The following is a 17579-nucleotide window of genomic DNA, read 5'->3' as shown; positions in this document are numbered from 1 at the left end:
GCCGCTGCGTGGCCGGATTGCGGGTCAGTATGGCAATCCTGGGAATTTTTCTTTCATCAGCTTGAGAAAATGGGCACGGTGCTTGATGCGGCGCCTGTTGCGCTCGACCTCGTCGAACGGCGAGGGTGGCGAAGGTGGGCAATCCGTGTCCGTGGCCCGCAGTTTCGGGGCGAAAACGCCAGCAGGCGAGAGGTAAAGGGTCATGAGGGCTCCAAGTAGCCTGGCCGGTTTGTTGTGTACATCCGAGCCAGGGTTGCCCGTCGCGAAACGTTCCGATTTCGAAGAAATCAGTGTGCAAGGGGCCGCATGTTCAGTACATGCGATTCTGACGGAGGCGGTGGCGCAATCTGTTGGGGCAAATATTGGCCTTGAATTACTTCTGCCTCGTTTCATTCAGTCTGGGGTATGTGGGGGTGGATAGCGAGCTTTACTTTGTATCTGTTGTCACTGGGTTCGATCAAGGCGGCGAAAGTGGGCCTGAAGGAGGGCGATTTGCCAGACTACCTCTCCACCCGCACCTCAAACCAAGCCTCCGTCTCCCCCATGGCTTGGAACGCATCGCCCCGGGCCCGGCCGGCTGCGGCGATCCAGCGCTTGGCCAGCGCGATATCATCGGCCGCCATCTCGCTCTCCGCGGTGTCCTCTGCCGTGGTCCAGGCCCGGTAGGCCGCAAGCGTTTGTTCCGGGCCGCCCAGTGCGCGTTCCAGCGTCCTGCGGAAGCGGTGTTCGGCGTCGGCCCGCGCCAGTTCCGGTAGGTCGGCTGGGGCGTCTTGAAGGGTGATTGTGTACATGGTGATGGCTCATCTTGATAGCTGTTGTTTTATACAGTTTTCTATGAGTGAGCACCATCGGGTCTTGCGTGATTTTTGCGTGATGCTGCGTGACTTTGCGTGACTCTGTAGGGCATTGGCAACAACGGACACTCTCGTAAGTTATTGAAAAATAAGAACTCTACTACTTGCTGGCTTGCATGGGGTGCAAGGGGAGCGAGTTCGAATCCCGCCGTCCCGGCCAGCATTATCAAGGGCTTACAGAGGTTTCTCTGTAAGCCCTTGTTCTTTCTTGCTGTCTGAGGCCTAAACTAAGGCCTAAACCCGTAGCTGCCAGGTATGGGGCAGCGTTGTCCCTCCTAGCCTCATCTGCGACAGATCCAGCACACGCTAGTACGAAATAAGCAGTGTTCGCATGGTATAGCCTTCATTAAGCGAAATGCTTAAATGAGACCACCATGCGGCCTATCAGTGCCCTCTGAGGGCGCTGTCAGCGACTTCGTGCAAGAAAATGATCGACAGAGCGGCAAAACCCGTTTCTATGACGGTCTTCCGTGACGGAGAAAACCTCTTGTGATAGGCAGTTATTGTAACTACAATAATCCGTATGGAAATCACCTTTGATCCAGCCAAAGACAGTAGCAACCAGCGCAAGCACGGCGTGTCGCTGGCGCTAGCCCAAGAGATTGACTGGCACGAGGTAATGACCAAGCCCGACACCCGCCAGGATTACGGCGAAGTGCGGGAAATCGGCTATGCGGTCATAGACGACCGCTTGCACTGCGTGGTGTTCACGCAACGTGGGGACAAGATGCATGTCATCAGTCTGCGCAAGGCCAATTCGCGAGAGGTACGAGACTATGTCAATCAAACGTAAACTGATCATGCCGACGCCTGAAGAGGATGCGGCGATCAATCGCGGCATAGCGGCGGATCCTGACACTTATGAGCTGAGCACAGAAGAGTTCAAGCAACTGAAGAATCGGGGAGGGCGCCCACGCCTGGATACGCCCAAGGTCGCTGTGACGATCCGTTATGACAAGACTGTGATCGATGCATTCAAGGCCGACGGCCCGGGCTGGCAGACCCGCATGAACGAAGCTTTGAAGAAGGTCGTAGCCAGGAAGCATGTATAGATATGAAAAAGCCCTCCGGTGAACTGCACCCCAGAAGATGGACACCGATCCAACATTTGGGGTGTTTTTCATGTCGAAGTACGATGAGCAATTCAAGCTGTCCGTAGTGCAAAGCTACGAGTCGAGTGAGCAAGGCTTCAAGTCCGTTGCACAGCGATATGGCCTTGACCATACGGTATTTCGCGCACGACTATATACAGCGCCGTGGCCAGGTGGCGTGAAGGCCATGAGGGTTGCGCGCGGGGGGCATAGCGCCCCGGGTGCCCCGCGCTCGTGGGGCTGCCTCTCAGGCGGCTGCCATCAAGGCTTTTGCCGCGGTTGGGGCGGAAAGCTGGGCGTGCCGCCGCGCCCTCAGGGTTCGGTGGCGATTTGCAGAGCGCGCTCCAGGGAGACGCGGATCATGCCGCCGTGCCCTTGTTCCGGGAAGGTTTCGTAGGTGGCGTCCGCGGCATTGGCCAGCAGGCCCGCCGCCATGGCCCGGGCGGCGCTGCGCGAATCCAGGATCGTGCCGTCTGCGGCCCGGATGGGGATGGCGGAGGGCGCCGGTCGGCCGTCTTCGCGCGGTTTGGTGCCGATCAGGATGGCGACGCGCTTGCCGACGGCCCGGGATTTGTCGAAAGCCTCCCATTCCCGCATCAGGGTGCCTTCGTGCCACCAGACGGATGGGTCACCGACGATATAGCGGGAAAAGCTGCCTGGCTGTGTGAACAGGACGTGCAGCGCGAACAGGCCGCCGTACGAATGGCCCCAGAGGTATGCCTGGCCGTTCACCTGGGCACGGGCACGCACCAGCGGCTTGACGCGGGTTTCAATGAAATTCAGGAAGGCGTCGGCCCCGCCTCCGGCGCGTCCGCGCACGACCGGCCGAAGAACATGGCCGTGTTCGACGACCGGCGGCGTGTAATCGTAGGCCCGCGAGACGACGTCGTTGCGGGTGGCGACGTCATAGCCGATGGCCACCAGCACGGGGGGGTTGTGGCGCGACAGCCATGCCAGATCCTGGTCGGTCAGTGTGTCGAGCGCGGCGTTTCCGTCCAGCATGTAGAGCGCGGCATGGCTGCCCGGAGACGAGGCGGTGTCGGGGATACCGATCTGGATTCGATAGTGCCGTTTGCCGTCGGCGGAGTCCAGCTGGTGCGTTTCGAAGCGATAGTATGCCGAGGGGTGATCCGCAACGGTTTCCCCGACCAGGCGCGCGCTGCGGGTCTGGTTGGGAGAAGACGCCGCCTGGGCCTGTACGATGCCGGGCATGCCGCACAGGCTGAATATCAAGGTCAAGCCGATCCACCACCGAGAGCGTTGCCTGAGCAGATGTGGGCATGGGATAGCAAAGCGATGGCGGAACATGCAGGGACGGCCTTGGATGGATGAGAACGATTCGCAGTATCGGATTGAACCACAGGTCGAACCATATGTGCAGCGTTTCCTCCTCGGCGTTCTTTGCCTGGGCGTCCCTGTTTGGCCCGACGGCAGATGCGGCACCGCTTATGCCATGCCGCCCGCTGGGATCACCAGAGCCCGCCGCGCTTGAGCTTGGCGGTTTGCGCCTGGTTCAGGCGCCGGGCTTCTTCTTCGGCGTAGTCGCGCTCGCCCGGTTCGTAGGCGCCGTTGTATTGGCAACTGCTGGGGGCCAGGCGGCACTGGGTGTCGCGGTGCACGGCACTGGTGCGTTCGGGGGCGGAGCCGCAGCCCGACAGCAGAGCCGTGAGCAGCAGGGCGGCGCCGTAATACGCGGTGGTCGGGATGGGCATCGTGCAAAACCTCGCAAAAACGATCACAAAAGGTTTTTATACCAGACCGTCTGGCGTGCCGGTGTGACCAACTTCTACGGTGGTGGGGCGTACGACGCCATCCGGTGTGTGTGCCCGCTGTGGCGGATGGCGTCGTACGCCGCCCGGGCACGGGCGCGCAAGCCCTCAGCGTCCCCGCGCCCAGCGCCGGTGCAGCCGCTGGGCGGTGGCGTCCAGCGCGAAACCCAGGGCACCGATCAGCACGATGACGGCCATCAATTCGGAATACGCCAGGCGGTCGCGCGTGTCCAGGATGAAATACCCGAGGCCCGAACTGACCCCCAGCATTTCGCAGGGCACGAGGATGATCCAGACGATGCCGATGGCCAGGCGCAGGCCCGTCAAAATATGGCCCAGCGCGCCGGGGATGATGATCTTCCAGAGCATTTCGCGCCGGGTGGCGCTCAGGCTGCGTGCCAGCATCAGCCAGCGGGCGTCCAGCTGACGTACCCCGGCGCTGGTGTTGAGGATGATGGGCCAGACGGCGGCAAAGCTGAGCAGAAAATAGATGGGGGCGTCACCCACGCCAAACAGCATGACGGCAATCGGCATCCAGGACAAAGGCGAGACCATGCGCAAAAACTGGAAGGCGCCGCTGGTGGCCGATTCCAGCTTGCGCGACAGGCCCAGTGCCAACCCCAGGGGGATGCCGAACACCAGCGCCCAGAACAGCCCTACCGCCACCCGCCGCAGGCTGACCAGCGTGTGCGTGGTGAGCTGATTGTCCAAAATCAGGTGGACAAGGCTGGGCAGCGCCTGGCCGGGCGCGAACAGCCGCGCCATGGCCAGATCCTGGCCCAGCAGGCCGATGCCCAGGGCCCACAGCAGGATCAGAACGAGCAGGCCGCTGGCGCTCAGGATCAAGCGCTGGCGGGCCGACAGGGCGGGGGTGCGTGTGCTCATCAGCTCACCTCGAAGGTTTCCGTGCGGCTGTAGCCCGTCGGCTGGCCGAAAGTGGCCAGGCCGCCCTGGGCCTCGATAGCCTTGCGCACGTAGCGCTCGTCCACCAGATCGCGCGCCGCATGCGCCGGGTCGAGCGTCTTGAGAAAGGCGTTCTCGCCCAGCACGTAAGTGGATTTCAGCAGCTCGACCAGTTTTTCCGTATAGCTGGGGTAGGGGTAGGGCTGGAAGTCGATGCGTTGCTCGTGCCAGGCGGGGTGCAGGATCGCCCCGCTGCGGGCGTATTCGGCATCCCGCTGGGCGGATGGCAGCAGCACGCGAGCCAGGGTGGAGGCCTCGTGCGGCGTATAGGCCGCCGCGTTGTTGCGTGCGAGAATCTGTACGGTATCTTCGCGGTGGTCGCGCACCCAGGCCTGAGCCTGGACGATGCCGTTGACCACTTTTTGCGACCATTCGGGGCGCTCTTGCAGGTCGCGCTCGTGCATCGTCACCACGCAGCAAGCATGGTTGCGCCAGACGTCGCCAGTAAAGCGCCAGACCTTGCCCACGCCCAATTCTTCGGCCTTGGCGTTGAAGGGCTCGGCCACGATGTAGCCCGAGATGCGCTTGCTGCCCAGGGCGGGCAGCATGTCGCCGGGCGACATCACCACCAGCTTCACCTGCCGCTTGCCGGGCGTGCCTTCGCTGATGAATTCCAGCCCGGATTCACGCAGCAGGGCTTGCAGCACGATGTTGTGTACTGAATACCAAAAGGGGATGGCCACAGTCGTGCCACCCAGATCCTCGACCTTGTTGACTTCGGGCAGCACGGTCAGGCACGAGCCTTCAGTGTGGTTCCAGGCCACCACCTTGGCGGGCGACTGGCTGCCGTAGCGCGACCAGATCGTCATGGGCATGAGCAGGTGCACCACGTTTACCTGGCCGCTCAGGAAGGCTTCGACGATCTGCGACCAGCTGCGAAAGCGGCGCGGTGCTTCGACCTGCAGGCCCTGCTTGGCGAACAGGCCGTTGTGATGCGCCACCAGCAGCGGCGTGGCGTCGGTGATGGGCAGGTAGCCGATGCGCACCGGCGCGTCGGGCTCAGCGGCGTGCGCCAGTCGGCCCGCCTGTACGAAGGGCAGGGCGCCCGCCGCCGTGAACAGGGCGGAGAGCTTGAGGAATTCGCGGCGGCGGGCCTGAGTGCCGGCGTCGGTGGCGCAGCAGGTGTCGAACAGCTTGAAACGGGTCATTGGGGTCTCGGTAAACGGGCGGCGCGCAGGGTTTGCAGGATTTCGACGCGCAGGGAGGTCAGTTCGGGATGAGTTTCATCCCGGGGATGCGGCTGGGCAATCGACCACTGGCCGATCAGGCGGCCGGGCTGACCGCCGATCAGCACGATCCGGTCGGCCAGGATCAGGGCTTCGTCGATGTCGTGGGTCACCAGCACGGCGGCGGCCTGGTGCTGCGTCGTCACTTGCAGCAGCAAGGTCTGCATCTCGTGCCGGGTGACTTCGTCCAGCGCGCTGAAAGGTTCGTCCAGCAGCAGGATTTCGGGCGCGCGTGCCAGCGTGCGGGCAAGTGATGCCCGCTGGGCCATGCCGCCCGACAGCTCGTCGGGATAGCGCTTGCGGGCGGCCAGCAGGCCCACTTCGGAGATTGCCTGTTGCACGCGCTGCTGGCGCGTGGCGGCGTCGAGCCTGGGCTGATTGCGGAAGTCCAGGCCAAAGGCGACGTTTTCTTCCAGTGTCAGCCAGGGCAGCAGGCTGGGGTCTTGAAACACCAGCCCCAGGGCGGGCGCCGGGCCGGTGAGGGGCTTGCCGTGCAGCTGCACGCTGCCCGCCTGGGCGCTCTGCAACCCCGCCAGCACGCGCAGCAGCGACGATTTGCCCACGCCGCTGGGGCCCAGCAGAGCGACGATTTCGCCCGCCTGCAGCGCCAGCGAGAAGTCGTCCAGGACGCGGGTGAAGGCCCGCTGACCCGCCTGGGCATAGCCCAGCGAGATGTCGCTGGCGCGCAGTACGCCGCCGGCATTGGTGGCGGCTGTCTGACTGGACGTGGTGCGCATCTTCTAGGCCGCCTGCAACGCTTCGAGCGCCTGGATTTCCTTGCGCAAGTGCTTGAGCGCAGGGGTGACGATGGCGACGAACAGGGCCTCGCGCAGGCGCCGTTGAGCCGGGCTGCTCATCAGGTAGCCCGCCGCGCCCGCATGCAGGGCGGCGGATTGCGTGGCGCGCAGGCTCAGTTCCGAACCCTGGGCGCGGGCGCGCAGCACGCTCAACAGGGGAGCCGCCTGATCCTGGCGCGCCAGGGCCTGGGTCGTCGAGATCAGTGCGTGCAGCTCACGCGCCAAGTCGTCTTCCTGGTCATCGAGGTAGCAGTTGACGTGCTGCAGGCGCCGGTTGGCCGCGTGGATGGTGTCGATGCTGGCCTGTACCAGCCCCACGCCCATGCCGATCTGGGTGAGCAGGAAACCGGGTTTGATGCGCTGCATGTAAGCGCAGAAATCCTCTGCGTCGGCCAGCACGTCATCGGCGGGCACCAGCACGTTTCTCAGGTGCACGCCGTAGGTGCCGCTGCCTTCCAGGCCCGAGAAGCTCGGGCACGCGCGCAGCGTGCTGCCCTCGGCTCCGGACGGGACGGCGAACATGAGATAGCCGCCTTCATCCAGCGCGGCGGCGGCGATCAGCAGGTGCCCGGGGCCCAGATTGGAGACCCAGGGCAAGGCGCCATTGACCCGGTAGCCCGTGCCTTCGCGGCGGGCGCGCAGATTGATGCGCTCGATGCCCGCCAGGTGCTTGACGGCATTGGACATGCCCGTGCCCGCCAGCAGCTCGCCGCGCGCGAGGGCCGGGAGATAGTGCACCTGGGCCGCGGTATTGTGGCTCTGCCGCAGATACCAGACGCAGCTGCTCTGGCACCAGACGGTGAAGGCCGTCGTGCCGCAGGTGCGCGCCACCTGGGCGATGATCTCGACCTGAGCGGCCAGATCGAGCCCCAGGCCGCCTTGGGCGATGGGCAGTGCGGCGCCAAAGCCACCCAGGCGGCCCAGGGCCCGCAGGAAGGCTTCAGGAAACTGACCATGGTCGATGGCCTCGACCTGGGGCGCCAGGGTGTCGGCGATCAGCTGGTCGATGCCGTCGCGCAGCGCGGCGGGCAGGGTGGATTCAGTCATGACGGGCCCCCGCGGTTCAGGCGTAGGCCTGGAGTTCCGGGTTGATGGGCGTGCGTGCCAGGTTGTTGGCGTAGTTGCACAGGGTCGCCAGGCTCACGCCCAGCACGACATCCAGCGCCTGGGCGTCGCCGTAGCCCGCTGCGCGCAGCGCCGCCAGGGCTTCGTCCCCCACCTGTCCTTTGTGTTCCAGCACCTGCAGCGTGAACTGCGCCAGGGCGTTGAGCTTGGGGTCGTCCAGGGCGCGGGTGCCGCGCAGGGCGTCCACGAATGCTTGCGGCAATTGCAGCTTTTTCGTGGCGATCTTGGTGTGGCCCGCCACGCAGAAGCCGCAGCCGTTGTAGGTGGCCGCCGTGATTTGCACGATTTCGCGCTCGGTGGGGGTGAGGCTGTTGCGCCCGTTGATGGCGCCGACGACCTGGTAGGTTTCGAGCGCGGTGGGGGCATTGGCCAGCACGCCCAGCAGATTAGGTAGAAAACCGCTGGCTTTGGCGGCGGTGCGCAGGCGTTCTTGGGCGTCGGCGTGGGCGGATTCGATGGACTGAATGGGAAGGCGGCTCATGGCAGATAGCGTGATCAGGGTTAAGACCCAATCATTCTATGGAGCCGCACTCTCATAGCGAACGACTATAAGCGCATTAAATTATTCAAATTTGGAATATGGAGCGTTGAAGGTCACCCGACGTCGGCTTGCAGCTGTTCGAGACCGGTCTGGATTTCGAGCCATTCTTCTTCGGCCTGCTGCAAGGCCTTGCTCAGTTCGCCATGCTCGGCCAGCAGGCTCGGGCGCGTGTCCTTGTGGGCGTCCGAGTAGAAGTCGGGGTCGGCAATCAGGGCGTCGAGCGCGCTCAGTCGCGTTTGCGCGCGGGCCATGGCGTCTTCCACCTTTTTCAGTCGTGTCTCCAGCGGCTTGCGCTGCGCGGCCAGTTGCTGGCGGGCCTGGGCCTGCTCGCGGCGCTGGGCCTTGCGGTCTTTCTCGGGCGCCGTGGCCGTGCGGCTGGCCTGGTTCTGTTGCGTCTGCCGCTGTTGCAGCCAGTCGCGGTAGTCTTCCAGGTCGCCGTCGAAGGGCCGCACCTGGCCGTCGGCCACGATCCAGAACGAATCCACCGTGGTGCGCAGCAGGTGGCGGTCGTGCGACACCAGCAGCACGCTGCCGGGAAATTCGGCCAGGGCGCGGGCCAGGGCCTCGCGAGTGTCCACGTCCAGGTGGTTGCTGGGTTCGTCCAGCAGCAGCAGATTGGGTTTGCGCCAGACTACCAGGGCCAGCGCCAGGCGTGCCTTTTCGCCGCCCGAGAAAGGCGCGACCGGCTGGTTCACCATGTCGCCACCGAAACCGAAGCGGCCCAGCATGTTGCGCAGTTCTTGTTCGCGCGTGTCGGGAGCGATGCGGGTGAAGTGCTGCAGGGGGCTGGATTCGGGGTCGAGCACGTCGAGCTGCTGCTGGGCGAAGTAGCCCACTTCCAGCCCCTTGGCGGGTTGGTAGCGGCCCGCCAGCGGCTGCAGCTCTTGCGCGAGGGTCTTGACCAGCGTGCTTTTACCGGCGCCGTTGACCCCCAGGATGCCGATGCGGCTGCCACCGCGCACCATGAGGCTGACGTCGTGCAGCACCGTGCGCGGCTCGGCACCCACTGGTGCCGGGTAGCCCAGCGCCGCTTCGTCCAGGCGCAGCAGCACGTCGGGCGTCTGCGCTGGGTCGGGCAGGCGGATGTCGATGCCCGCCTCGACCGCCAGCGGGGCGAGCGTCTGCATGCGCGCCAGGGCCTTCACCCGGCTTTGGGCCTGCTTGGCTTTGGTGGCCTTGGCCTTGAAGCGGTCGATGAACGACTGCAGGTGGGCCGTCTCGCGGGCCTGCTTCTGGCGTGCCAGCTGGTTCTGGCGCAGGCGTTCGGCGCGCTGTTCGAGAAAGTCTTCGTAGCCGCCCTTGTAGCGCACGAGCTTGCCCTGCTCAAAGTGCAGGATGACGCGCGCCACGGCGTCGAGAAACTCGGTGTCGTGGGAAATCAGCAGCACGGTGCCCGGGTAGCTGGCGAGCCAGCGTTCCAGCCACAGCATGGCGTCGAGGTCGAGGTGGTTGGTCGGTTCGTCCAGCAACAGCAGGTCAGAGGGCGACATGAGCGCGCGCGCCAGCGCGATGCGCATCTGCCAGCCGCCCGAGAAGCTGGCCACCGGGCGCGCCCACTCGTCCGGCGCGAAGCCCAGGCCCGCCAACAGTTGCTCGGCGCGCGAGGGCGCGCTCCAGGCGTCGGCCTCGATCAGGGCGGATTCGAGTTCGGCGATACGTTGGCCCTGATCCAGCGGGGTGGCCGCGCGTTGCGCCTGCAGCTCGCGCAGGTGGTGGTCGCCGTCCATGACGAATTCGCGCGCCGCGCGGTCGGTGTCGTGCAGGATCTGCTCGACGCTGGCTACGCGCCAGGCGGCGGGGATGTCCAGATCGCCCGCGTCGGGGTCGATCTGCCCCTGGATGAGGGCAAAGAGCGACGACTTGCCCGCGCCGTTCTTGCCGACGAAGCCTACGCGCTCGCCCGGGTGCACCACGAATTCGGCGTCTTCCAGCAAAACCTTGACGCCGCGCCGCAGGGTCAGGTGACTGGCGCGGATCACGAGGCAAGCTGCGCGCGGCGCAGCAGCAGGATTTGGTCGCTGGCGGTTTCGGTACTGAGCCAGATAGGATCGAGCGCGGGGAAGGCCGTATGAAAATGCGCCTGTTCGTGGCCGATTTCCAGCACCAGCAGGCCTTCGGGCGCCATGACGCGCGGAGCGTCTGCCAGGATGCGCCGCACGAGATCCATGCCGTCGCTGCCACCGGCCAGCGCCAGGCGTGGTTCGTGGCGGTATTCAGGAGGCAGCGCCCCCATGGCCTGGCTGTTGACGTAAGGTGGATTGCAGACGATCAGGCCGTATTGCCGCTCGGCGGGCACCTGCTTGAGCAGGTCGCTGCGCAGGGCGCGGACGCGTCCCTGCAGGCCGTGCAGGGCGATGTTCGACTGCGCGACCGCCAGGGCGTCGGCGGAGATGTCCACCGCGTCCACTTGGGCGTCTTCGAACGCCAACGCCGCGAGAATCGCCAGGCAGCCCGAGCCGGTGCACAGGTCGAGCACCTGATGTACGGCCTGCGGGTCGTCGATCCAGGGCGACAGTTGCTCGCCCAGCAGTTCGGCGATGGGCGAGCGCGGCACGATGACGCGCTCGTCGACCAGGAAGCGCTCGCCTTGCAGCCAGGCCTCGCCCGTCAGATATGCCGCGGGTTTGCGCGTGTTCACCCGTTCGTGGATGAGATCGACACAGCGCTGGCGCTCGCGTTCGAGCAGGCGCGCGTCGAGAAAGGGTTCGAGCGTGTCGAGTGGCAGGTGCAGGGCGTGCAGCAACAGGTAGACGGCCTCGTCCCAGGCATTGTCGCTGCCGTGGCCAAACACCAGATTGGCGCCGCGAAAGCGGGTGATGGCCCAGCGCAGCAGGTCGCGCAGCGTAAGCAGTTCGGTATGTGGGGCAGCCATGGCGGGGTGGGAAATGTCCTTGTATGGGGGTGCGCGCAGGGTCTTGGCACCGCGCACTGACGCGGGCCGATCCGTAGCGCCGGGGCCGACTGCGCGCCGCCCGGACAGGGCTTACGCGCGTTCGGCGCCCAGCAGCTTTTCGAGCACCTTGCGGTAAATGTTTTTCAGGGGCACCAGCGTGTCGAGCGGGATGCGCTCGCCCACCTGGTGGATGCTGCGGTTGAGCGGGCCGAACTCGACCACCTGCGGGCAGATGCGGGCGATGAAGCGGCCATCCGAGGTGCCCCCTGTGGTGGAGAGCGCGGCCTGGACGCCGGTTTCTTCCGCGATGGCCGATTGTAGCGCAGCGCACAGGGGGCCCTGGGGGGTGAGGAAGGGCAGTCCCGAAATCGTCCAGCGGATGTCGTATTCGAGCCCATGGCGCTGCAGGATGGCGGCCACGCGCGCCTGCAGGTCTTCGGGCGTGCTAGCGGTTGAAAAGCGGAAATTGCAGTCCAGTACGGCCTTGCCGGGGATCACGTTGCCCGCGCCGGTGCCCGCGTGCAGGTTCGACGCCTGAAAGGTCGTGGGGGGGAAGTATGCATTGCCTTCGTCCCAGCGCGTGGCGGCGAGCTCGGCCAGGGCGGGCGCCAGTTGGTGGATGGGGTTGCGGGCCAGTTGCGGGTAGGCCACGTGGCCCTGGATGCCCCGCACCGTCAGGCGTGCCGACATCGAGCCGCGCCGTCCGTTCTTGATGGTATCGCCCAGCGTATCGGCCGAGGTGGGTTCGCCCACGATGCAGTAGTCGAGGGTTTCACCGCGGGCTTGCAAGACCCGGCAGACGTGTACGGTGCCCTCGGTGGCCGGGCCTTCCTCGTCCGAGGTCAGCAGCAGGGCGATCGACCCGGCGTGATCCGGGTGGGCTGCGACGAATTCTTCGGCGGCCACGACGAAGGCGGCCAACGAGGTTTTCATGTCGGCGGCGCCGCGCCCCACCAGGTGCCCTTCGGCTTCGGTGGGCGTAAAGGGGGGGCTGGGCCAGGCGGATTCCGGCCCGGTGGGTACGACGTCGGTGTGCCCGGCAAACACCACCAGCGGGGCTGTGCTGCCGCGCCGCGCCCACAGGTTGCTGACGGCACCGCTGGACAGGGGCTCGCAGGCGAAGCCCAGCGGTTGCAGGCGCTGGGTGATCAGGGCCTGGCAGCCCGCATCGTCCGGGGTGACCGATGGCCGGGCAATCAGCGCCCGCGCCAGGGCATGCACATCGGCGTCGGCCATCATGCCCTCAGCAAGTCGTTGATGCTGGTTTTGGCGCGGGTCTTGGCGTCCACCCGCTTGACGATGACGGCGCAGGCCAGACTGTGGCTGCCGTCGGCGGCGGGCAGCGACCCCGGCACGACCACCGAGCCGGCGGGCACGCGGCCATAGTGGATTTCACCCGTGTCGCGGTCGTAGATTTTCGTGCTTTGCGAGATGAACACCCCCATGGCCAGCACCGAGTTTTCTTCGATGACGACGCCTTCGACGATTTCGGAGCGGGCGCCGATGAAGCAGTTGTCTTCGATGATGGTGGGGCCGGCCTGCAGGGGTTCGAGCACGCCGCCGATGCCCACGCCACCGGACAGGTGCACGTGGCGCCCGATCTGTGCGCAAGAGCCCACCGTGGCCCAGGTATCGACCATGGTGCCTTCGCCCACGCGCGCGCCGATGTTCACGTAAGAGGGCATGAGCACGACGTCCGGGGCGATGTAGGCCCCGCGCCGTACCGTGGCCGTGGGCACGACCCGAAAGCCGCCCTGCTGAAAATCAGCCTGGGAATAATCCTGAAACTTGAGCGGCACCTTGTCGTAGTACAGTTGCGGCGCCTGGCCCATGAGGCGGTTGTCCGCCAGCCGGAAAGACAGCAGCACGGCTTTTTTCAGCCATTGATGGGTGTGCCATTGGCCGTCGATCTTTTCGGCGACGCGCAGGGTGCCGGTGTCCAGCCCGTGCAGGGCTTCTTCGACGGCGCGGCTGACGTCGGACGAGGCAAGCCCCGGTTTCAAGGCGGCCCGGTCTTCCCAGGCAAGTTCGATCTGTTCCTGCAGCGTGCTCGGCATGATGTCTGGCCCTTGAGGCGATATGAAAATCAGGCCGAAAATTTTATCAGGATGACAGCTGAATTCGTCCTGAATCTTTTGTGTCCGTGCGCAGCGCGCCCACGAGGGCGTTGCGGCGGTTTGGTGGTCAGACGCGCTTGCGCCGTTCGGGCAGGGGGATGAATTCTTGATTGTCTTCGGGCGGCAATGGCATGCGCTGCGCGCGCCAGGCTTCGCTGGCCTGTTCGATTTTGTCTTTGGAGGACGAGACGAAATTCCAGAACATGTAGCGCTCGCCGATGGGCTCGCCGCCCATCAGCATCACGGTGGAGGGTGCCTGCGCCGTGACGAGCACGGCCTGGCCCGGCTCGAGCACCATCATCTGTCCGGCGGCCAGCGGCTGGCCGCCGACCTCGACCTGGCCGACGGCCACATAGATGGCGCGCTCGGGGTGTTCGGCGCTCAGGCCGCGGCGCGCGCCCGCCGCCATGTTCCAGTGCAGGTAGAACAGCGGAGAATGGGTCTGCACCTGCGCGCGCGCCCCGTCCAGGGTGCCCGCGATCAGCCGCCCCGTGACGCCGTCTTCTTGAAATTCGGGCAGTTCGCCGGGCCCCTGGTGGTGGAAGAAGGCGGGGGCCATGTCTTCGTTTTCGCGGGGCAGCGCCACCCAGGCCTGCACCCCGTGCATGATTGCACCCTGCGCGCGGGCGGCGTCCAGCCTTTCGCTGTGGGTGATGCCGCGGCCCGCCGTCATCCAGTTGACTTCGCCGGGAAAGATTTCCTGGTGCGAGCCCAGGCTGTCGCGGTGCGTGATCGAGCCGCTGTAAAGATAGGTGACAGTGGACAGGCCGATGTGCGGATGCGGCCGGATGTCGAGGCTGGCGTCGGCGCCCGCCTGGACGTCCAGCGGCCCCATGTGGTCGAAGAAGACGAAGGGCCCCACCATGCGGCGGCGCGCGTGTGGCAGCAGCCGCCCCACGGTGAAACCGCCCCCCAGATCGTGCATGCGCCGTTCGATGAGCAGGTTCAAGGTCATGGTGGCACTCCGCCGGATGATGTTCAAGCTGTTAGCTTGGCGGCTGGCGGACGGGGTGTCAATGCCGATCTGTTCCTGCCTGGCGGCGGGCTTTGGTGATGGGCGTCAGAGGCTGGCAGCGTCCAGTCCCATTTGCCAGAAGTCGATTTCCAGTCGCGTGGCGTCGTCGAATATCTGGGCGAGTTCGTCCATCCGGCGCGCGGGCAGGTCGGCCATCTGCGTGTTCAGCCACTGCCGTTCGGCCTGCGCGGCGGCCTGGAATTCGTCGCTGACGTACATGCCCAGCCACGCGTCGTAGGGGTTGGCGTCGCCGCGTCGGGTGAAGTCCTGGGCGCACAACCAGCGCGCGATGTCGGCATAGCCCAGCAGGCACGGCGCCAGGGCCACGTGCAGGTCGAGCAGGTCGCCGCGCAGGCCTGTGTCGAGCACGTAACGGGTGTAGGCCAGGGTCTGGCGCGATTCGGGCAAGGTGGCCAGATCGGCCTCGGTGATGCCCCATTGAGCGCAGTACTGGATGTGCAGGCCCATTTCCAGATCGACGATGGCTTTCAGGCTGTCGCAGCCCTGGCGCAGCTCGTGAATATTGCGGCTTTTGTAGACGGCCAGCCCCCAGGCGCGGGCAAAGTGCACAAGAAAAAGATAATCCTGCTTCAGATAGTGCTGGAAGGCCTGCCGGGGCAGGGTGCCCGCAGCCAGCTGGCGCACGAAGTCGTGCTGGCAATAAGCCTGCCACGTCTGCTGGTGGCGGGCGGTCAGAATATCGAGCGGTGCATGCGCGGATCGGGTCATTGTTTTATCCGTCAGGGCCGGGCGCGGCGGTTGGGTGGTTGGCGTGGGATTCGATTTGAATCGGGCTTATGTCGAGTGTGTGTTCATGAGGTCATCATGCCGGGTCAGCGGGATGGTGCAATGCCAGAAATGGTGCCAGCGGTGGATTGTCGGCCGTACTGGCACTGTGAGAGTGGCTGTGTGCTCGGGCGTATGGTGGTGTGCGGCGTCTAGCGCAGCGTGTTGATTTCAACAATTTGGGCCTCGCAGGCCTGCACCAACGTGCGGTCATAGCTGGCGAACAGCACCACGCGGTCTTGCCCCCAGTGTTTGAATTGCTCGGCCAAGGCCAGGGTGGCCTGCCTGTCCAGGCCATTGCTGGGGCCGTCGGCCACGACCACAGTCGGCTTGCCCAGCGCCGCGGCCACCAGAAAGACTTTGCGCCGCGTGCCCGTGGACATCTGCTCGAAGCGCTTGTCGAGGTGGGGCGTCAGCCCCAGCTGGTCGGCGAAGCCGGATACGGTGTCGTCCAGTGCCGCCTGCTTGTCGGCGGCGCGTTGGACGAGAAATTCGCGCCCCGTAAGCGCCGGGAAGCTCAGGCAGTCGTCGGGCACGTAGGCCAGCCTGGCCTTGGCGGCCTGCGGCATGTCCCGCAGCGACAGGCCGTTGATCCAGACGCTGCCCGCGTCCGGCGCGAGTTCGCCCGCGACGATGCTCAGCAGGCTGGACTTGCCGGTGCTGTCTTCTTCGCAGAGCGCCACGCACCCCGGCTGGAAGGTGTGTGTCAGCCCCTGGAACACGAGGTGGTCGCCGTAGCGTTTGCTGAGCTTGTCGATGCGTAACATGACAGCAGTATAGGGCGTATCTGACTGTGCTTTTCGCCCCCGATGGTGGTTGCCGATGCACGCTGCTGCCTGGCCTGATTCAGGGCGGTCAGTGGGCGGTCGTCGCGCGGCTGCTGTCGGGCTGGGCGGTGGGGGCGGTGTGGATAGGGAAGGCCCAGTCGTAGATCAGGTTGTATACGAAGGTGTAGACGAGGTAGAAGGCCACGAAGGCGGCGTCCATGACCAGGGCGGCCCACAGGCTCGTGTCCAGATACCAGGCGATCAGCGGCACCAGCGCGAACAGCAGGCCGATCTCGAAGGCCGCGGTGTGCAGGATGCGCACGGGCAGGCTTTTGCGCGCGTGGCCCACCAGGCGCAGCATGGCGTGGTCGAAGCCCAGGTTGTAGATGAAGTTCCAGACCGTGGCGATGACCGAGGCGCCGACGCCGACCACCCCCATGTGGCTCATGGGCTGGTCGAAAAGATACGCCGCGCCGGGGATGACGATGATCAGGCCGATGATTTCGAACAGCAGGGCGTGGCGGACGCGATCGGCAAAGGTGCGCAAAGGCATGGTGGCGGGTTCCAGGTAAAAGCGGCTGGCCGGTGGTTGCCGGTGGCAGATGATGGATAGAATGGATAGCCGCTATGTTATCTGATTATGAGATAATCCAAAGTTAGAATATATCTCACTTAAAGATAGATAGGACACCGGATGACCGTCTCCATCGATCAGTTGGCCGCCTTCGTCGCCGCCGCCGAGCACGGCTCGTTTTCCGCGGCGGGCCGGGCCGTCCACAAGGCGCAGTCGGCCATCAGTACCCTGGTGTCCAGCCTCGAAGACGACCTGGGGCTGGCTTTGTTCAGCCGGGCCGGGCGCACGCCGGTACTGACCGAGGCCGGCGCCCGCCTGCTGCGCGAGGCGCAGCTGATTCTCGACCGCCGCGAACACCTCATCGGCGTGGCCGCCAGCTTCGAGTCGCGCGTCGAGACGCGGCTCGTGGTCGCCATCGACGAGCTTTATCCAGAACGCGCGTTGGCCGCCTTGTTTGGCGACTTTGCCCGCCACTTTCCGCACATCGAACTCGAACTGTTGTTTCCCATGATGGAAGACGTCAGCCGCATGGTGCTCGACGGCAAGGCCGATCTGGGCGTGATGTGGCGTCAAGAGGCGCTGCCGACCGAGCTGGCGTTCCACACCCTGGGCTGGGTGCAGCTCAAGCTGCTCGTCGGCCTGCAGCACCCCTTTGCGCGCGAACCCGTCGAATGGGAAGACCTGAAACGCCATCGCCAGCTGATGGTGGCCGTGCGCAGCGAAGGCCCGGAAAAGCAGCGCCTGCGCATGGCGGCGGACGTCTGGTGGGTCGAGAGCCACTGGGTCATTTTGCAGTTGCTGCGCCAGGGGCTAGGCTGGGCGCTGGTGCCCGACCACATCGTTGAAGACTCGCCCGATGCGGTCGATCTGCTCAGCCCCAAGCTCCTGTTCGACGACGCCGACTGGCCGGTCGCCCTTGAAATGGTCTGGCACAAGCAGCGTCCCAGCGGCCCCGCGGCCCGCTGGTTGCGCGACCGCTTTGCGGCATCCATGCTGGGGGCGGGCAAGCCCGTGGCGGGCCGCGATCCGGGGCGGCGCTGACGCCCTGGGGCGGCCGTCGG

The 17579-nt window shown here is 65.4% G+C and carries 20 protein-coding genes; 3 read left to right on the top strand and 17 right to left on the bottom strand.

The window, feature by feature from the left end:
* Positions 1-24: 24 nt before the first annotated feature.
* Together CCA01S_RS15520 and CCA01S_RS00645 are read right to left on the bottom strand one after the other, a co-directional pair.
* Positions 25-204 carry a hypothetical protein gene (locus CCA01S_RS15520; protein ID WP_157076501.1) on the bottom strand — a complete coding sequence of 60 codons (180 nt, stop codon included), beginning with the start codon at positions 202-204 and terminating at the stop codon, positions 25-27.
* Positions 205-500: 296 nt separating this feature from the next.
* Complete coding sequence (locus tag CCA01S_RS00645) at positions 501-791, bottom strand: hypothetical protein (protein WP_066452738.1); 291 nt, start codon at positions 789-791, stop codon at positions 501-503.
* A 586-nt stretch (positions 792-1377) separates the two neighbouring features.
* Here CCA01S_RS00645 and CCA01S_RS00640 point away from each other — a divergent pair.
* Together CCA01S_RS00640 and CCA01S_RS00635 are read left to right on the top strand one after the other, a co-directional pair.
* The gene (locus CCA01S_RS00640; RefSeq protein ID WP_066452736.1) at positions 1378-1647 is read left to right on the top strand and encodes a BrnT family toxin; all 270 of its coding nucleotides are present in this window, start codon (positions 1378-1380) and stop codon (positions 1645-1647) included.
* Positions 1631-1906, top strand: a complete 276-nt coding sequence (locus CCA01S_RS00635; RefSeq protein WP_066452735.1) for a BrnA antitoxin family protein — start codon at positions 1631-1633, stop codon at positions 1904-1906. Before CCA01S_RS00640 ends, CCA01S_RS00635 begins: the two co-directional genes overlap by 17 nt.
* Positions 1907-2257: 351 nt before the next feature.
* Here CCA01S_RS00635 and CCA01S_RS00630 read toward each other — a convergent pair whose 3' ends face one another.
* The 15 genes from CCA01S_RS00630 to CCA01S_RS00560 form a co-directional block, all read right to left on the bottom strand.
* A complete protein-coding gene (locus tag CCA01S_RS00630; RefSeq protein ID WP_232304923.1) occupies positions 2258-3184 on the bottom strand; it encodes an alpha/beta hydrolase in 927 nt (308 codons plus the stop codon).
* A 230-nt stretch (positions 3185-3414) separates the two neighbouring features.
* Positions 3415-3657, bottom strand: a complete 243-nt coding sequence (locus CCA01S_RS00625; RefSeq protein ID WP_066452731.1) for a hypothetical protein — start codon at positions 3655-3657, stop codon at positions 3415-3417.
* A gap of 165 nt (positions 3658-3822) precedes the next feature.
* A complete protein-coding gene (locus tag CCA01S_RS00620) occupies positions 3823-4599 on the bottom strand; it encodes an ABC transporter permease (RefSeq protein WP_066452729.1) in 777 nt (258 codons plus the stop codon).
* Positions 4599-5825 (bottom strand): ABC transporter substrate-binding protein, encoded by a 1227-nt coding sequence (locus CCA01S_RS00615; RefSeq protein ID WP_066452727.1) that lies wholly within the window; start codon positions 5823-5825, stop codon positions 4599-4601. The genes CCA01S_RS00620 and CCA01S_RS00615 overlap by 1 nt, the downstream gene beginning before the upstream one ends.
* A complete protein-coding gene (locus tag CCA01S_RS00610) occupies positions 5822-6640 on the bottom strand; it encodes an ABC transporter ATP-binding protein (protein WP_066452726.1) in 819 nt (272 codons plus the stop codon). The genes CCA01S_RS00615 and CCA01S_RS00610 overlap by 4 nt, the downstream gene beginning before the upstream one ends.
* A 3-nt stretch (positions 6641-6643) precedes the next feature.
* Entirely contained in the window at positions 6644-7747 is a 1104-nt protein-coding gene (locus CCA01S_RS00605) for an acyl-CoA dehydrogenase family protein (RefSeq protein WP_066452724.1), read from the bottom strand.
* A 16-nt stretch (positions 7748-7763) separates the two neighbouring features.
* Positions 7764-8306, bottom strand: coding sequence for a carboxymuconolactone decarboxylase family protein (locus CCA01S_RS00600; RefSeq protein ID WP_066452723.1), 543 nt, complete (start codon positions 8304-8306; stop codon positions 7764-7766).
* Positions 8307-8419: 113 nt separating this feature from the next.
* Positions 8420-10345: an ABC-F family ATP-binding cassette domain-containing protein gene (locus tag CCA01S_RS00595; protein WP_157076500.1), complete on the bottom strand. Its 1926-nt coding sequence runs from the start codon at positions 10343-10345 to the stop codon at positions 8420-8422.
* Complete coding sequence (prmB, locus tag CCA01S_RS00590) at positions 10342-11238, bottom strand: 50S ribosomal protein L3 N(5)-glutamine methyltransferase (protein WP_066452722.1); 897 nt, start codon at positions 11236-11238, stop codon at positions 10342-10344. The genes CCA01S_RS00595 and prmB overlap by 4 nt, the downstream gene beginning before the upstream one ends.
* A 111-nt stretch (positions 11239-11349) precedes the next feature.
* On the bottom strand, positions 11350-12498 hold the full coding sequence (gene dapE / locus CCA01S_RS00585; protein ID WP_373278642.1) for a succinyl-diaminopimelate desuccinylase: 1149 nt from the start codon (positions 12496-12498) through the stop codon (positions 11350-11352).
* On the bottom strand, positions 12495-13316 hold the full coding sequence (gene dapD / locus CCA01S_RS00580; protein ID WP_066452720.1) for a 2,3,4,5-tetrahydropyridine-2,6-dicarboxylate N-succinyltransferase: 822 nt from the start codon (positions 13314-13316) through the stop codon (positions 12495-12497). The genes dapE and dapD overlap by 4 nt, the downstream gene beginning before the upstream one ends.
* 127 nt (positions 13317-13443) lie before the next feature.
* The gene (locus CCA01S_RS00575; protein WP_066452719.1) at positions 13444-14331 is read right to left on the bottom strand and encodes a pirin family protein; all 888 of its coding nucleotides are present in this window, start codon (positions 14329-14331) and stop codon (positions 13444-13446) included.
* Positions 14332-14436: 105 nt separating this feature from the next.
* Positions 14437-15120 (bottom strand): thiaminase II, encoded by a 684-nt coding sequence (gene tenA, locus CCA01S_RS00570; RefSeq protein WP_066452715.1) that lies wholly within the window; start codon positions 15118-15120, stop codon positions 14437-14439.
* Between the two features lie 209 nt (positions 15121-15329).
* Entirely contained in the window at positions 15330-15944 is a 615-nt protein-coding gene (locus CCA01S_RS00565; protein WP_066452714.1) for an ABC transporter ATP-binding protein, read from the bottom strand.
* An 88-nt stretch (positions 15945-16032) separates the two neighbouring features.
* Positions 16033-16497, bottom strand: coding sequence for a PACE efflux transporter (locus CCA01S_RS00560; RefSeq protein ID WP_066452713.1), 465 nt, complete (start codon positions 16495-16497; stop codon positions 16033-16035).
* Between the two features lie 141 nt (positions 16498-16638).
* Here CCA01S_RS00560 and CCA01S_RS00555 point away from each other — a divergent pair, with 141 nt between their 5' ends.
* Complete coding sequence (locus CCA01S_RS00555; RefSeq protein WP_066452711.1) at positions 16639-17559, top strand: LysR family transcriptional regulator; 921 nt, start codon at positions 16639-16641, stop codon at positions 17557-17559.
* The last annotated feature ends 20 nt before the right edge of the window (positions 17560-17579 follow it).

The sequence above is a fragment of the Castellaniella caeni NBRC 101664 genome (genome assembly GCF_001592225.1).
In the GTDB taxonomy this organism is placed as follows: domain Bacteria; phylum Pseudomonadota; class Gammaproteobacteria; order Burkholderiales; family Burkholderiaceae_B; genus Castellaniella; species Castellaniella caeni.
Note: the sequence above shows the minus strand (reverse complement) of the source record. Positions and strands in the feature narration are given on the sequence as shown.

Coding starts and splice junctions, on each gene's coding strand:
- CCA01S_RS15520 (WP_157076501.1), bottom strand. CDS start 204: ATGACCCTTTACCTCTCGCCTGCTGGCGTTTTCGCCCCGAAACTGCGG.
- CCA01S_RS00645 (WP_066452738.1), bottom strand. CDS start 791: ATGTACACAATCACCCTTCAAGACGCCCCAGCCGACCTACCGGAACTG.
- CCA01S_RS00640 (WP_066452736.1), top strand. CDS start 1,378: ATGGAAATCACCTTTGATCCAGCCAAAGACAGTAGCAACCAGCGCAAG.
- CCA01S_RS00635 (WP_066452735.1), top strand. CDS start 1,631: ATGTCAATCAAACGTAAACTGATCATGCCGACGCCTGAAGAGGATGCG.
- CCA01S_RS00625 (WP_066452731.1), bottom strand. CDS start 3,657: ATGCCCATCCCGACCACCGCGTATTACGGCGCCGCCCTGCTGCTCACG.
- CCA01S_RS00620 (WP_066452729.1), bottom strand. CDS start 4,599: ATGAGCACACGCACCCCCGCCCTGTCGGCCCGCCAGCGCTTGATCCTG.
- CCA01S_RS00615 (WP_066452727.1), bottom strand. CDS start 5,825: ATGACCCGTTTCAAGCTGTTCGACACCTGCTGCGCCACCGACGCCGGC.
- CCA01S_RS00610 (WP_066452726.1), bottom strand. CDS start 6,640: ATGCGCACCACGTCCAGTCAGACAGCCGCCACCAATGCCGGCGGCGTA.
- CCA01S_RS00605 (WP_066452724.1), bottom strand. CDS start 7,747: ATGACTGAATCCACCCTGCCCGCCGCGCTGCGCGACGGCATCGACCAG.
- CCA01S_RS00600 (WP_066452723.1), bottom strand. CDS start 8,306: ATGAGCCGCCTTCCCATTCAGTCCATCGAATCCGCCCACGCCGACGCC.
- prmB (WP_066452722.1), bottom strand. CDS start 11,238: ATGGCTGCCCCACATACCGAACTGCTTACGCTGCGCGACCTGCTGCGC.
- dapE (WP_373278642.1), bottom strand. CDS start 12,498: ATGATGGCCGACGCCGATGTGCATGCCCTGGCGCGGGCGCTGATTGCC.
- dapD (WP_066452720.1), bottom strand. CDS start 13,316: ATGCCGAGCACGCTGCAGGAACAGATCGAACTTGCCTGGGAAGACCGG.
- CCA01S_RS00575 (WP_066452719.1), bottom strand. CDS start 14,331: ATGACCTTGAACCTGCTCATCGAACGGCGCATGCACGATCTGGGGGGC.
- tenA (WP_066452715.1), bottom strand. CDS start 15,120: ATGACCCGATCCGCGCATGCACCGCTCGATATTCTGACCGCCCGCCAC.
- CCA01S_RS00565 (WP_066452714.1), bottom strand. CDS start 15,944: ATGTTACGCATCGACAAGCTCAGCAAACGCTACGGCGACCACCTCGTG.
- CCA01S_RS00560 (WP_066452713.1), bottom strand. CDS start 16,497: ATGCCTTTGCGCACCTTTGCCGATCGCGTCCGCCACGCCCTGCTGTTC.
- CCA01S_RS00555 (WP_066452711.1), top strand. CDS start 16,639: ATGACCGTCTCCATCGATCAGTTGGCCGCCTTCGTCGCCGCCGCCGAG.